Genomic DNA, 14,451 nt, shown 5'->3' with positions numbered 1-14,451 from the left:
CGATTAATCAAATGAAACGCCTCTGACTGTGAGCCATGTGCTACAGCAGGAGACTTACTGCGAGCCCGCCATTCAGGCACGTCGCGACCCACCCAATATGAAACCATCGTGAAACGTAGTCCGACTGTTCAAGTTCTGATTGTCCATTGATCAGTCGGTAGAGTTGTCCATACCATCCGGTCACCACTAAGAGCAGGACGCCTCCGGTGAAGTATCCCTGATTGAACACGAGCAAACTCGCAAAGAGAGTGAACACTGACGCAAGTAGGATACTTCGCGGAATGCCGAGTGTTTGCGTGAATGTCGAGAGGCCATACTCTCGATCGTAGAACGTATCGCCAGCTTGGTGTAGAACATGATAGGCAAACGTGTAGCAGATGATCGCGGTGAGCGTGAGCGCCAGTTCGAGAGTCAGGGGCGTCCCTGAGAGAATCGCGACTGGGAGAACGACACAGGCGACGTCAACACCCGTCGTCGTGATATGGTTGAAGACGCCGCGCTCCTTGACACGTGGTGGATACGAGTAAATAAATCCGAGAAACGTCATCGTTGCCCCGCAGGCGATGTAGAGGAAGGTTCCAGTCGTGCCCGTGAGCCAACTCCAGAGGACAAGTCCCAAAGTGATTTCAGAGACGAGGAGTGTGAATGCAGTGTCTCTGCCGAGGTGGGCCACGGCCTTTGCGATGTATGACTTTTCCGGGTTCTGAGAGTCGAGATCTTGGTCATGAAGTGCATCCGCGATGGAAGCCTGCATCTTCGATAGCATGACCGCGGTGAATATAACACCGATCGAGAAGAAGTGCTCATCGAGAGCGTCTAGCGGATAGGGGGCGAGTCCGAGTCCGACAGCGAAGTACGTAACATTGTAACCGAGAGTTTCGGAAAGGCGGTTGATATCAAATAATGCACGAAGTGTCTGTATCGTCGCGAATTCATCGTTTGAATTGGGAATGTATGACATATTCGGGACGTGTGAAACTCGCCGAACAAGCCAAATTAGCTCACCTACCGGTGAAATCACCGGGGGCCGGTGACCTGGTTATGGAATAATGGCATGACCATCGGGAAATGTAACGCTTATGAATCGAATAATATCTATTACCGTTCCAGGACAGCAAGTTTTCTTTCGATGTAAGCAGCTATCTTCAATTGATGAAGTTTTCAGATAGCGGTTATTTTACCAAAACGTGGGTGTTATACTATCCACCGTCTGTATATTCAGTAGTTAATGTAACGATGCCTGCCTCTAATCTCTCAATGCCGTATGACAGACCGAAACAACACATCGAAGCCCGTCAACCGCCGTCGCGTCCTGAAAATGACTGGTCTAGCTACTAGCGCTCTCACGATCCCTGGTGTTACTACTGCTCAATCGAATTCTTCCTCAACGGCCACGCCTACTTCCAGTCCCGAGGGTGACGAGCCAGAAATCACTGAGGAGGAGCGGAGGGAGATCAAGGAAAAACAGAAGGCACTAGAAAAGCAGATCCGAGAAGATTCTGAGCGTGTTTATCAAGAACGTCACAGAAAGATGATGGATGCTCAGAGATCCGGTTCTGGGGGTCCCTCAACGCAGGACATCGTCAGTAGTTCTACAGTCCCTGATCTGGACTGTGGCGGAAGTGTCGGAATTCAACAAGCAAACTGGGTGAACAGTAACTCCTCCACGTGGGCTCAAGTAGGCTCTTGGAGCAACTCGTACACCCAGCAGAGTGGGCTGACAAACAAAGCGTTCGCTGTTACTGACGCAGTCGCAGGAGACGATCTTTGGGCGTGGGCAGAAACCGGCCTTGTTTTCGACGCAAAAGGTACTGGTCGAGTGAAGGGTACCTCTCAGGGCTTTGTTCGTGGACAGAACTACCTCAAGGGATGCGGTGCAGGCTACGCTGACGCCAAACTCGACTACTATCTTCTGGGGTACAACCTGACTGACGGAAAGGTTGTCGATGGTCCGACAAATGGGACTCAAACAATCGAGAAGTTCGGTGTAGGGGTTGCAGGATTCCCAAAGAACAGGAATAAATCCTATAGCCAGTCACTTGAGTTCGATGTTGAGGCGGGTAAACGCTACCTCTTCGTCGCGAAGGTCTACAGTACAGCGCTTGCCATCGGCTGCTGGCAAGCCATCTCCGACTCAGACGATAAATACGAGGCTGTCCTCGACCCAGCAGACTGGAACGGTTACCACCAGATGTACAACATGGGTCTAAGCTGGCAATCTTGTAGGTAATCTGCACACAACATCTATACTTCTTCATATTGTAGAGATAGTATGAAACGAGAAACCACGCTGTCAGGAAGGGGGCTTATTAGCCTAATTGTAGGCTTCTTTCTCACAATGATTATTGATTGGGGAGCGTTAGAACCAATAGGGATCTCTGGCGTGATGAGGCTCTACACCCTTGGTGGAACATATCTTGCAATAGTAACCATCGTTTATATTGTAATCAGCTTTACTGAACCCATTGCAATCAAGAAAGGTCTTCCAGTTTCGACGACAATTAACGTAGTTTACGAGGTTGCAACCGCGGCAATATTCTGGACAATAGGCGTCTTTATCGGCGTTGGGGTGATAGATTATCTCTTCCCCCAGAGCAATTATCTTGTCGAAGGAGCAGCGGTTGTAGGTCTATTTGCTGTCATTCTGGGAGAATACACGTTATGGCGTGGTAGGATTGGGCGCAATAGAACTGCTAGCCCTTAACCGCCTCTTCACAATTCTTCCTTAGTCATAACGGGAAACCGTAGTAAAAATCATTTCTGGAGCGGTCAACACGAGGGCTTTTCTTCCAGTTTTGACCGAACACCAGAGTTCCATTCTAGAGAATACCTCCTTGGCCACTTTCCAGGGTCACAGCCTTGGATATAAGTCTCTCAAATCTCACTACCTCCTACCGAGCGAATTGCCAACGTTGAGCGCAAGGTTGAGATGGAGAATGATAATGGATAGGAAGTTGTGGTTGACTCGGTAATGTCTACGTCGGTCGCAGCCCGCCTACGATGCAGTTTCTATACGCTTCTTGGTTAATAGGCGAAGGTAGCTGTCTTTGCGTCGAATACTCTAGATTGGACTGGGTATGGCTAAGGCAGTCTACCTGGGCACTATCGGCGATATCGATTACGGTTGTACACTTTCGGCAATTGGTCTGCAGATCTATGACCGAAGAAAAAAGTGGTTAGAGTAGGTCAAACGGCTTTCTCTCGAGAAGAGCAGAGACGTTTTCACTGGTCTTGAGCTGGGTGTCACAGTCGAGGCAGTTGATTGAGTCGAACTCTATCTGGTTCAGTGGTTGGTGGCGGCCGCAGTTCGGGCATTCGAGCTCGACGTATTTGGTCCGGCTCATCACAAGTCCACCTCCGTTTCAACCCATTCAGAGCTACGATTCATTGTGTTTTAGCGATGCTTCTGTGTCCTTCATCGCTCCGAGCAGATGCCGATACTGTACCGGTACCATCGATCCTTTCTTTGTGGATTCGAGGGCTGACTGCCGAGTTGCATCTTTGACTACGCCCTCTAAGTCAGAAGCCGAGTAGCCTTGGCTCCAGTCAACCAGTTTCTCCCAGTCGATACCTTCCCAGTCAACTTCACGCTCGTCCTCCTCCAGTTGGACTTTGAGAATCTGTTTTCGTGCATCGCGGTTCGGCGGTCCGAGATGGAACTTTTTGTTGAAGCGACCAGTACGAGTGATCGCCGAGTCAAGGTCCTCGATTCTGTTTGTGGCCGCGATCACCAAGATTTGGCTGCCCTGGATATCTTGTAGCTGGGTGAGGAGTTCGTTGACGATCTGTCGCTCCGTCTGTGTCTTCCTGTTACCGGTGGATCGGTCGGAAGCCAATGAATCGATTTCGTCGATGAATACAACGCAGGGTTCACGACTTCGGGCCTCATCGAACAGCTTCCGCACTGTCTTCGGTGCCTCGCCAACGTATTTCGAGGTGATATCGCTGGCACTGATCTCAGCATAGTCGAATCCGAGTTCGCCCGCGAAACACTCCGCGAGATAGCTTTTCCCTGTACCCGGGGGACCAAAGAACAGGATTCCGTTTTCCATGCCTATTGCCTGTTTCCGGTAGAAATCTGGCTTCTCCAGCGGCATCTTCACGTCCTCGATGAGTTCCTGCTTCAGCTCCTCCATCCCGCCGACATCGCTGAGATCGACATCAGGAACATCGTCGAAAAACTTTGAATCAGACGTAGATGGATTTTGATTCGAAGAAGACTGGTCTCCGGTATTCTTCTCGCTATCGTTTTCAGTAGGGTCGGGGGTTTCTGTCTCGATGAGCCCCATTCTCTGCATTAGACGGTGCGAGTTGGCTCTGAGATCGTCTGCTTGGCAGAGGTGGGCCTTCACAACTTGTTGGCCCTGTACTTCGCTGGCAAGCCTCTCGTGGATTTCAGCGGCCTTCGAGAAATGGAATGCTGCTCTCTTCGGGTTTTCTCCTAGTGCTTTCTGGGCTTCCATCTTGTGCTCGTCAAGCTGTTCTTCCAGGATCTCCATCGCCTCTTCGCTCATCACCTCTTCTCACCTCCGAACAGTTCTTGGCGGCGTCTAACCCTCTCAGCCTTCTCGTCTATACGCCGCTTCTGCTTCATCCGGTACGTAGTATCGGTAGATTCCTTCCCGGCGAGATAGCTGTTCAACCGGGAGGCCCAGCTATAGCAGTACTGAGCACGTTCTGGATCAGATCTCTGCAATCGGTCTCCCCGGCCTTCATACCGGTCGGCGGATTTCTTCATCTCTGCAACCCGTTCACGGCTTGATTCAGTCATTGGCAGTCGGAGGGCCTTCTTCCCCGGGAGAACTGCCTGCACTACCTCCGGCTTCCAGGTTATTCAGCTCCTTTTCGATCTGGTCATCGATCGCAGAGTTGAGATCGCCGCCGAGCTCGAAGCTGTCCGATCGGATATCTTCGGCCTCCAGCATCTCGGCCTCTTTCTTAATGTCATCCAGGTCAAGGCTGATGCCGGTGGAGTCGTCCATCATGTCGAACTCCATCTGGATCTCCTCCATGGTCTGTCCGATCTCGTCCTGATTGAACGACGAACTCTGCAAGGCGTTAGAGATAGCGTCCGCGTTCATGCCTCCGATATCGATCTCGAAGCCGAACTCCTCCATCGGGGAGTCGAAGATCCGCTTTTCCTTCGCCTTCAGACTCAGCTTGGTGAGAAACAATTGTTGAGCCATCAGATTATCGAACAGCTCTGAGAAGAACGATTTGTGCATCTCCGCCTCTTTCGCCTTCGCAACGTACCTCAGCTTCCGCTGATTCTTCGACTCCACGGCCTTCTGCAAGTACTTCTTCTTCTGTCGATGATGCTTGTCCGCCTTCCGCTCGACCTTCTTAATCACCTTATCCCTATGATCCAGTTCGGTGTCGATATCTTCGAGCGTGTACCGCGTGCCGAACACACCGTTCGGCCTTTTCAATAGTCCAATGCTTTCGCGGAGCTGTTTTCGGAACTTCATAGGTTGATCTCACTATCAGATGGCTTTTCGGGGGTGTGACGGCTAAATTCGGGTTCTACTGCGAGGAAGACTGTGAATACCCCAAGTAGCACTCCGCAGAACGAGATGATCATGTAGACTTCTGGGTGCTGAACCAGGTCGTACACAACTGGTGGCGGGTTCTGCAGGTGCCAGTACTCTCCAAACCCGAACACACCGATTCCGAGGACTGCGGTCAATACTCCGAGGCCGTAATGGCGTTCCATCGCTCCATAGACCAGGAGCATTCCAGCGAATCCTGCGAATCCGTGGATTCCGAGCGTTACCAGTATTTCAGGTAGGAATCCGTTCTCGGTGACTGGAAGCAGCTGGGTCTGAAACATGGCTTCAGCTATTTGCATGGTTTCTTCAATTTCTCACCCGGGTATCTCGACATGGTTTGGTTCCTGAGAGCACGGCTGAGCGGAGAAAAACTGCCGGAACAAGCTGCCGGTTCGAGAGACCAAAATACGCTCCTCAGTAGATTATGGCTGAGATTTCGGGTTATTAGTTGATTCATTGTTGAGCATGGTTTTGAGAAGTCTTCGGTCGACTTCTCGACGCAGAATATACCGCCGAACTATGTTAAGACTTTTGCTTATTTATAGGATAAACCGCAAATCATTGCGGCGAAGATATACTGGGTGTATATCAACAATGGACCGAGAAACCTGTCTCAAGCTGATAATGAGTATTGAGCACCCTGAGGAAGTCGCCCAGATCTTATCTGCGCTGGATACTCCAAACCGAGTTCACACCTTCAACAAACTCCACAGTGACACCGCTCCGAAAGATATCGCAGACGAACTAGATGTGACTCGAAGCGCTATCCAACCATATCTCACCGACTTCAAAGAAGCTGACCTAGTAGAGGTCTCCGGGAAAGAATACCAGTTCACCGAGAAAGGAGAGAAAGTCTATCAGCTACTCGAACAGCTGGACCGAATGTTCCAAGACCTCACCGAACTACAAGAATTCCTTATCGAGAACCCGGAGATCATCCCCCAGGAGGTACTTGACGAGATTGAGAGACGACGTCAAAATAAGGGGAGCTAATGAGGACGACGTGCGATTCGATACTTGCGGGAGGATAAGAGCTCGTTGAGGAAGCATTTTGTCCGCCTCGAAAAAATCTGAGCCACTCAGATTTATCGGTCTGGTTCTGGCTGGTATAACGGTTTGGCGTTCTCCGCCCAATCTATGGTTTGCTGCATCTGGTCCATTTCCTCTTCATAGTTGTCGGGAAGGGCTTCTTCGAGTTGATCGTTCAATTCGGAAAGATTCTGTACTATTTTTGTGCTGGCTCCTGAGCTTGATCCGTCGCTAACGTCAATGACCTCGCAGAGGGCGCGTTCTATCTGTTGGAGGTCACTGAGATACTGCTGCCTAAGGATTTGCGCTTCCGCTTCTTGCTTCTCACGTAACTCGACGAAACGTTGGCCTTTCTCGTCCAGCTTCCTAAGCTTGGATCTCAAACCCTCGTTATCCAGTTTTCCATCAAGCTCAGATTCGAGAGAATTCCAAGTCTGTTCGAGTTGGTTACGAGCTCCGACGATTTCAGGAAGATCTACCTCACTCGTCCTGCAAGGGTCATTCTCGGCCTCCTCTGATTCAATTTGATCTCCTACCTTGTTACCGGTTGGGCTAACCGCTCGTTCTCGTATCTGTTCATCGTCAAATCCGAATGCCTGTCGAAGGAACTTGTCGTCAACTATTTCCTTAGACTCATCCGGAATATGGTCCTTCGTGTCGTCCCCGTTGTGAAACCAGTCAAGGAATCTCATTCTATCACAGTTATCTCAGTTGTCTGGTTGGTCGAGCTTTCTCCTGACGAACTTCTTAAAACCTGTAAGCTCGTTCTCTAACGAATCCACTCTCTTCTCCAGTTCACGTATAGTACAGCCTAGCTCCTGAGCATTCAGATCCTTGTACCGGGTGAGCTCTTCCCCGCTATTTCTCTCCAAATATTTCTTACCGGCATCAGTCAGTTCAGCTTGCTTCGGAGCCTCAAACTTTTGTAGAGTTCCGTTGATAACACGTTCCACCATTCCGTCCGGCTTCTCCACTGTGATCAGACTGAGGTCCTGCAGTTTCTGGAAACAGTAGTTCACCTCCGCATTCGACAACGTGGTCGCATCGGTGATCAACTGAATATCGTCGTCACCGTCGCTGATATACTGGAGGACAGTACGGTCCTTCTCACGGATCTGATCGAAGATGTCCGTCATCCGCTTTCACCTTCCAGAAGAACACACGGCTGACCGAGAGCGCTACAATAACCGTCTTCACGGTGAATGCAGTACTCCTCTAATTCCTCTTCGCTGAACTCGCCGAGCTCCGGGCACTCAATATCTACGCCATCCGTATGTTCAACGAGATCGTCTTCTCGGATTTCAAGCACCCGGTACTCAGCGTCCGCTAGTCGCTCAACATCAGTAAGCGGATCTCCATCTTCATCAGTGTAGTAATCAAAGCTGCCCTGCCCATCCTCATGCGTGTCTCCTCGTCGATTGACGGGGTCAGAGACTATATTCTCCAGCTTCGCCTGGTTACCTTCCTCAACCACGTAGAACACTTCGACACCGGCTTCGAGACCGCGCTCAAGATTCCGAAGTATCTTGACCGGCCGACTCAGAGTGCCGTGCTCTGCCTCCAGGAACCCGACCGTCTCACCGCTTGTATCGATTATTCGGCCGTCCGGTCTCTCCGTTCCCTCCGGCTGATCCAGGAGCGACACACGTCCCACCAGGTCACGTTGCTGCAACTGCTCCTTCGCCTGAATTAGTAGCTCCCGGTGTTTCTCCCCGCCAGCGTTCGCACTGCTGCCCAGAGACTGCTCCAGTTCGGTATGACTGGTCCGACCGCTCGAAGCACTTTGCTCTCGGAGCACCTGCTTCACCTTGTCACGGCTACGGTCTGCCGGCCACGGAGGCAGGGTCTTGATAAACGCCATCTCCTTTCGAGAACCGTTGCTGCTGGGCTTCGACACTGCTGCGCGGTAGTCACCAAGTGACTGCAGCTCCTCTTTTGACACATCGCGGAGCATCCGCGACAGCTTCGTCAAATCCTCGCTCTCCGCAGGATCGAACACCAGCTTAGTCCGGCAGTTCCCAGTAACGGCCTGCCGCATCGGCTTCGGCAGCTGATCGATATATTGGACTGCGCCCCAGAACCCGAACCTGTACTCGCGGCCCTCGGATAGGATCTCGTCGAACCCGGATCCCTCGCTGGCGAAGTTATCCAGCTCATCGACGTACAGGAAGTACGGCTCCCGCTCTTCTGCTGGCATACTCACCCTGCTCTGAATCGACGCCCATATTTTTGTGATTACCAAGCTGCCGACTAACTGGGAGACCTGTTTCCCGATTTCTCCCTTCTGAATCTCGACGAGAATGATCTTCTCGTCCTCAACAGCCTGCTTGAAATTGACCGACGATTGCTTAGCTGAAATGATTTCGCGGATAGTGGAGTCCATCACGAAGTCGTTCAGCCGACGCTGCAATGGCTCGAGCTCGTTCTTCCCGTAGTCGTCACGCACCGTTTTCAGCTGTTCACGAACAACCGGGTCCTCCACTTTGTCGATCAGTTCCTGGAGCGCCTCCTGCTCAGTAATACATCGGAAGACATCCAGCAGAGTGTACTCCTCATCGTGTTTCAGATTCTGATTGATAGTCGCCCGAAGCAGCGTCTCCAAGATACGACCGAACCGGTCACCCCAGTTCTCGCTCTGACGCTTGAACAAACCGATTAGATAGGAGACAACCAGGCCTTGCTGAGTATTCTTCTGCTGCTCGGTGAGATTGTCTGCGCTGTCTGATTTCAAGACGTTGATGCCGGGAATGCTCTTGCCAGCGGGATTGACGTAGATGATGTCGTCCAGCCGGTCCTCAGGTAGTTTAGCTACAAGCTCCTTGATCAGATCACCTTTCGGATTAATCAGGGTGAAGCCGTGGCCTTTCTCGGCGTCTTGGAGCGCGGCGTGCATCATTTCCGCGGACTTTCCGGTACCGGTAGCACCGATTTCAAGCGTGTGCTTCAGCCGTTGAGGATCGTCAATACCGATATCCGACTCGTATCCCTGATCGGTGCGGACACCGAGGTAGGTGGTATTACTATTCTTCGAGGATTTCACGAGCAGCTTGGTATCTTCAGGTTTCATGGACGGGCCTCCACGATATTCGACTGACTGCGGTCGGGAAGCGATGCGAGCGCTCCCACCTCCTCCACAGACGCTCGAAACCCAGCATCAAGGTCAGACAGCTGACGGTCCCTCACCGCTTTCAGCAGCCGGAAAATCGACACTGAACGAACCGATTTGAAACGTTTGACTCCGAGCTTCTGACGTGATTCTGAGTGATTGTACTGGTTGAAGCATCCTGCAAGCTCCCGAATCCGACTACCGGTGTACTCACCCGCCCCAATAGCTACGACTCTAAGCCGGACGTTGTACAATGGTCCGGCGGCTTTCTCCTCAAGCAGCTTCGCACGTTTCTTCTCCAGTGGAGTTGCGGTCCGTTCACCGACCAACAGCTGCTTCTTGTTTCGGAGCTTCCGGCCTCGGTTGAACGCCTCCCGCCGACTCCATCTCCGTCGGACTGGGTGACCTGCAACCGGTTGGAATAGGAGTTGGACGACGAACTTCGTGTCCTGCATTGCGTTCTGGTGAAGAGAACCCACCAGCTTGTTCACCGGCGGGCTATCGAAATCCGTCTCCAACGGGTTCCAGTCCCTCCTCAACAGCTCAGCCTGGCCGACGCCAATAGTCTCATCCTCAAAGACAGGCAGGCCATTGGTACTGCTTTCCTGGATTTCGGTCGTTGAAGCCGCATCTGTGAGGTGGTTACGAAGCTTTCGGTCCAGTCGAACTGAAGGGGTGCTGAACTGGAATTGGAGCTGCCCTGGTCGATGCCGCCGGATCTCGTAAGCGATGACCGGCGACGCATTTCGCAGGCCGAACCATTTTGTACTGGCCTCGGTCGCTCCTCTAATTACTGAGTCAAGTCGAGCTGGCGGAGTCTCACGTGGTGGCCGGACCTGGATGCTGTACCAGCCTTTGTTGCTGTGCTGGAGTTGCTGAGCCTGTTCCTCTGATGCCGTGATCTGAGACTTCCGAATTTTCATTGGTTTCTGATGGTAGCGGCGGATGAATCTGAAACGGTTCTACGGGCCTCCGATGCACTGATGATCAGGTCGTGCTCTTTGTCGGTAGATTGAACTCGGAGCTTGGCGTCAACCTGATCCGAGACTTTCAGCAGGGACTCGCTGTACGGTGCATCGTCCCCTGTGGCAAGGCCCTGAATCTTCTGAGCCTCCTGCTGAGAGAGATCGAAGTAGTCACGCATCGACTCCGTGACGTTATCGTGGTTCATCAGCACCTTCCCCGGCATGTTGTCGAGGATGTCCCTACCCTCCCGGTAGTCGGTGAAGTGTCGGGCACTCTGACTGATCGCCGTAATCGCCGTGTTCGTATCACGCGCCTCCAAGACAAACTGGTTGAACGCGTGGCGGCCGGCCTCATGCTCCAACAGCCGCTTCGCCTCGTCGATCAGGATCAGGGTCTTTCGGTCGTCACGGCTGGCAGCCGAGTACATCTGCTTCAACCCGTCAACCATGTGCTCAACGCTCTCCAGATCACCACGGTCCTCGGGGACCAACACGGCGTAATCCGAGTCGAAACTGTACTCGGTGTCACTCCCGAGAGTCTGCGCAGTACCGCCGAGGTAATTGATCAACGCAGCGTATTCCTGCTTCGGATCAACCGCGTACACCTGCAGATTTGGATGCACGAGCAAGAGTCGGAGCAGCTCCAGCTTCGCGGCGTACGACTTCCCAGAACCGGTTACTCCCATCCGAGCCATTGAATGACTTTTCCAGCCCCATCTATCGAGAACGACCGGCGTTCGGTCGCTGCTATCAACTCCGTAGACAACCCCAATATCCTCAATCCCGTGAGTGGCGAACGGGAACCCTGCCGCCGCTGAGATACCGGGCATCAGCAGCGACTCATCAAGCGGGTCACCGGTCAACGGGTTCTCAGTCCTCGCCGCAAGATCGGTCCGGGTAACCGGCTGCCGGTAGTCAATCTGAAGCGTGTCCAACCGCCGGACCAGCCTCTCGAACGTCTCGCGACATTCCTGCTTGTCCTCGCTATGGGCAGTCAAAACTGCCTCGTAATCAACGACAACGTCCTCCTGTTTCGCCAGCAGATCCTGAATCTGATCGATTTCCTCGCCTATCCGCCGCAATTTGCTGGTGCTGCGGCCGTTCGAGATGTGGGTAGAGAGCTCAGCGTCCTGCTTCCGCTTCAGCTTCTCCAACGTCTTCACAGCGTCCCCAGTCTTCCGAGGCTCGATGACCTGGGTGACATCGACCTTGCCGTCGATACGGAGCATAGACAGCGGCCATCCCAGCGGAACGTTGTTCGCGAACTCGTGGACGTAGACCGACTTCCGGTACCCATCCGCGTCGCTACCAGCCTTCTGAGTCCACGTTACCCCGGTCGAGAAGCTGTGGCTATTCGTCTCAACGAATTCCTCAAGTTGGTCTCCAGCCAGTCCATCGACGTTCAGACCTGCGGCCTCTAACTCGGTGCGTAGATGCTTGCACCGCCGGATAAGCCCCGAGACCTGACTACAATGGTCCTGCTCATTATCATCACCGACTCGATTACGGATGGTATCAGGAACCCAGCTCGACAGCCAGCCGGTTTTACCCTTCTCAACTCGGATTACGACGTAGTGAGTAGTCGCCGTCAGTCCACGGTCGGAGAGCGAATCCACGTACCTGCTGTAGCTCTCCTGCAGTTCCCCATGACCCGTGGCCTTCTCCTCAACGTACTCTCGGTAGTCATCGAGATCAAGATCCTGTTGACACGAGTAGACGTGCACGGGATGATCAACCGATTTGAATATATCCCGGTACGTCGCTCGTAGAGCCTTCTGCCGCCCCGGTTTCTGCATCTCCAGGTGCGTCGGATCAACCTCAAGGACTGCGGTTAGAGCGCTATCAGCACCGGAGAAATAACCGAGTTCCCGGCCCTCAACCTCGATAGAGCCGCGTGATTCACCGAGGTACCGCACAAAGTTTCCGATCAGGTTGTCCAGGGTCTGCCTGTACGGCCGTAGCCTCCACCACGCTAACCCTATTAGACCGGCTGCACCATACACGAGACCAGGATGAACCGGCGGCGCTGTCTGCACAACTGCGTGAGCTGCAGCTGCCGGCACTCCCATCCTGATGATGTCCTTCGGCGTGAAATAACCGAAAAACCGGATAGGAGTATTCAGTCGGCTGGGCATCCCGGTTTGAACGGTATCCTTAGTCATCGTTCTCCGACCAGTCGAAATCACCAAACTTGTTCGATCCACTCTCACCGCCGAACCGGGAACTCCGCCTCATCGAGTGATCCATACGGGAGCTACCGCTGGATCTGAAATCCCGAACCTGCCTCCGAGCGCTACGTTTTACCCCATTGCTCAGAATGTACGCCTGTCCGATCGCAGCCTGAGAGGCTCCGTACAGGTGATAGGGAACCAGCAGCATCAGCGTGAACGCCGCCAAGCTGTACACCCAGTTCTCGAGGGCCTGAATGCTCCCCGAGCTACCGGCGAGAGCCAAGCCGAACTTCAGCACCAGCATATCCAATGGAGCCATAGCTAATGCCGTCCACCACCCACTGATGAACGCATCCGCGTACTTCCGGCTGGTCGGGAACGCCCAGGCAACTGCGATCAAGGGGCTGATTGCCGCGACGAACAGCAGGTAGACGTTTCTGATCGCGAACGCAACGATCAGCACCAGCAGCAGCACGGCTTTCGCCGCGAGCAGGATAATCAGCTGAAACGTAACCGAGGATAGTTCTGTCTCCGTGAACATCAGCTTGTCAGGAGCGAAGCCCTGAGTCAACGCATTCGTCAAATCGACCGACAGCTGCAGCACCGGGAGAGAGACGGCCGCGAACCCGACCGCGATGACTATCCGGGGAAGCGTGGCCCGTAGCTTCTCGTAACTGACCAGCGGGAACACCCCGTCGGTGATGTAGAGCAGACCGGTCGCGGTGGCTGCTACCGTAGCGAACCCGAGAGCAACCGGCATCAATTCCCCGTGGACTTCCTGAACCGCAGAGTTCGGATGGACGTTGGGCGTATGCATTAGGATCTGCGGCAAGATCTGGAACAATTGAGTCAACAGGAACCGGACTGGATCCAAGATTAGCGCTTTCAACACCTCATCAACGGTCTCGCCGACCACCTCCTGCAACAAGTCCTCAAGACCGTCCAGCAGATCGTCCACTAATTCGTCGATGTCGATGACTTCGATCTCCGGCCCTCCGCTTGACTCACCTCCGCTCTCCGCCTCCGGCGTGTCGTCAGATTCGTGAGGCACTGTTGGAACTCTATGAAGGCGTTTAGCTGAGCGGTTGGGAGATGAACTGGATGGCGGCTCCTGCCGAAAGCAGGATGATGACGCCAATGATCGTCGACTTTCCGATGCTCTTCGCCGCCCCCGGTTTGTGCATGATGTACATGATTCCCGCTGCGGCCATGCCGACGACCGCGGCCGCCAGGCCAACGCTCTCCAGCAACTGGCTGATCCTATTCAGTAAGTCCACGATCTGCTGGAGGTCTCCCGTCCCGCTACCGGACTGGGCCAGCACAGGGCTCTGAGAAAGGACAAAACCTGCTGCACCTGCTACCAGATGCGTGATCTCCTGGTAGACAGCACTTCTACCGTTCGTATCGGGCTCTTTCGCCCCTCTACTCCTCTCAGCCAGGGTCTGCAATGGACCTTTCATGGCCTGACTCTGGATTGTAGCTATACTCAAAAATCAACATCCTAATTCGGATGTTTCGTCACCAAAGACAGATCTGGCTGCGATTGTAGTGTTCGAAACGCAGATAATGTCGAGGATGGAACTAAAGTCAGAACTGGTGTGGTAGTCCCTAACAGTTATGCATTTGATTCT

Annotated in this window: 16 protein-coding genes; 3 read left to right on the top strand and 13 right to left on the bottom strand. The window is 53.2% G+C overall.

Annotated elements, in window-relative coordinates:
- Window positions 1-40: 40 nt before the first annotated feature.
- Window positions 41-961 (bottom strand): UbiA family prenyltransferase, encoded by a 921-nt coding sequence (locus N5095_RS10850; RefSeq protein ID WP_267622846.1) that lies wholly within the window; start codon window positions 959-961, stop codon window positions 41-43.
- A 303-nt stretch (window positions 962-1,264) separates the two neighbouring features.
- Between N5095_RS10850 and N5095_RS10845 the strand changes: the two genes are divergently transcribed.
- Together N5095_RS10845 and N5095_RS10840 are read left to right on the top strand one after the other, a co-directional pair.
- Window positions 1,265-2,230 carry a hypothetical protein gene (locus N5095_RS10845; protein ID WP_267622844.1) on the top strand — a complete coding sequence of 322 codons (966 nt, stop codon included), beginning with the start codon at window positions 1,265-1,267 and terminating at the stop codon, window positions 2,228-2,230.
- A 42-nt stretch (window positions 2,231-2,272) separates the two neighbouring features.
- Window positions 2,273-2,704 carry a hypothetical protein gene (locus tag N5095_RS10840; RefSeq protein ID WP_267622842.1) on the top strand — a complete coding sequence of 144 codons (432 nt, stop codon included), beginning with the start codon at window positions 2,273-2,275 and terminating at the stop codon, window positions 2,702-2,704.
- A 472-nt stretch (window positions 2,705-3,176) separates the two neighbouring features.
- Here N5095_RS10840 and N5095_RS10835 read toward each other — a convergent pair whose 3' ends face one another.
- The 5 genes from N5095_RS10835 to N5095_RS10815 are packed head-to-tail and all read right to left on the bottom strand — an operon-like array spanning window position 3,177 to window position 5,848.
- A complete protein-coding gene (locus tag N5095_RS10835) occupies window positions 3,177-3,344 on the bottom strand; it encodes a hypothetical protein (RefSeq protein ID WP_267622840.1) in 168 nt (55 codons plus the stop codon).
- A gap of 33 nt (window positions 3,345-3,377) precedes the next feature.
- A complete protein-coding gene (locus N5095_RS10830; RefSeq protein ID WP_267622838.1) occupies window positions 3,378-4,514 on the bottom strand; it encodes an ATP-binding protein in 1,137 nt (378 codons plus the stop codon).
- The gene (locus N5095_RS10825) at window positions 4,514-4,771 is read right to left on the bottom strand and encodes a hypothetical protein (protein WP_267622837.1); all 258 of its coding nucleotides are present in this window, start codon (window positions 4,769-4,771) and stop codon (window positions 4,514-4,516) included. Before N5095_RS10825 ends, N5095_RS10830 begins: the two co-directional genes overlap by 1 nt.
- Window positions 4,764-5,468 (bottom strand): hypothetical protein, encoded by a 705-nt coding sequence (locus N5095_RS10820; RefSeq protein ID WP_267622836.1) that lies wholly within the window; start codon window positions 5,466-5,468, stop codon window positions 4,764-4,766. Before N5095_RS10820 ends, N5095_RS10825 begins: the two co-directional genes overlap by 8 nt.
- Window positions 5,465-5,848, bottom strand: a complete 384-nt coding sequence (locus tag N5095_RS10815) for a hypothetical protein (RefSeq protein WP_267622835.1) — start codon at window positions 5,846-5,848, stop codon at window positions 5,465-5,467. The genes N5095_RS10820 and N5095_RS10815 overlap by 4 nt, the downstream gene beginning before the upstream one ends.
- 295 nt (window positions 5,849-6,143) lie before the next feature.
- Here N5095_RS10815 and N5095_RS10810 point away from each other — a divergent pair, with 295 nt between their 5' ends.
- Window positions 6,144-6,542, top strand: coding sequence for a winged helix-turn-helix domain-containing protein (locus N5095_RS10810; RefSeq protein ID WP_267622834.1), 399 nt, complete (start codon window positions 6,144-6,146; stop codon window positions 6,540-6,542).
- 92 nt (window positions 6,543-6,634) lie between these two features.
- Here the strand turns inward: N5095_RS10810 and N5095_RS10805 are convergent, their stop codons facing one another.
- The 7 genes from N5095_RS10805 to N5095_RS10775 are packed head-to-tail and all read right to left on the bottom strand — an operon-like array spanning window position 6,635 to window position 14,280.
- A complete protein-coding gene (locus N5095_RS10805) occupies window positions 6,635-7,270 on the bottom strand; it encodes a hypothetical protein (protein WP_267622833.1) in 636 nt (211 codons plus the stop codon).
- A 15-nt stretch (window positions 7,271-7,285) separates the two neighbouring features.
- Entirely contained in the window at window positions 7,286-7,714 is a 429-nt protein-coding gene (locus N5095_RS10800) for a hypothetical protein (RefSeq protein ID WP_267622832.1), read from the bottom strand.
- On the bottom strand, window positions 7,711-9,645 hold the full coding sequence (locus N5095_RS10795; RefSeq protein ID WP_267622831.1) for a type IV secretory system conjugative DNA transfer family protein: 1,935 nt from the start codon (window positions 9,643-9,645) through the stop codon (window positions 7,711-7,713). Before N5095_RS10795 ends, N5095_RS10800 begins: the two co-directional genes overlap by 4 nt.
- Entirely contained in the window at window positions 9,642-10,607 is a 966-nt protein-coding gene (locus tag N5095_RS10790; RefSeq protein ID WP_267622829.1) for a DUF8128 domain-containing protein, read from the bottom strand. Before N5095_RS10790 ends, N5095_RS10795 begins: the two co-directional genes overlap by 4 nt.
- Window positions 10,604-12,811: a helicase HerA domain-containing protein gene (locus N5095_RS10785; RefSeq protein WP_267622827.1), complete on the bottom strand. Its 2,208-nt coding sequence runs from the start codon at window positions 12,809-12,811 to the stop codon at window positions 10,604-10,606. Before N5095_RS10785 ends, N5095_RS10790 begins: the two co-directional genes overlap by 4 nt.
- Entirely contained in the window at window positions 12,804-13,871 is a 1,068-nt protein-coding gene (locus tag N5095_RS10780; protein ID WP_267622825.1) for a TrbL/VirB6 family protein, read from the bottom strand. The genes N5095_RS10785 and N5095_RS10780 overlap by 8 nt, the downstream gene beginning before the upstream one ends.
- A gap of 22 nt (window positions 13,872-13,893) precedes the next feature.
- The gene (locus N5095_RS10775; protein ID WP_267622824.1) at window positions 13,894-14,280 is read right to left on the bottom strand and encodes a TrbC/VirB2 family protein; all 387 of its coding nucleotides are present in this window, start codon (window positions 14,278-14,280) and stop codon (window positions 13,894-13,896) included.
- Between the last annotated feature and the right edge of the window lie 171 nt (window positions 14,281-14,451).

Source organism: Halobium salinum (assembly GCF_026586625.1).
GTDB classification, from domain to species: Archaea; Halobacteriota; Halobacteria; order Halobacteriales; family Haloferacaceae; genus Halobium; species Halobium salinum.
This window is presented reverse-complemented; position numbering and strand designations above follow the sequence as displayed.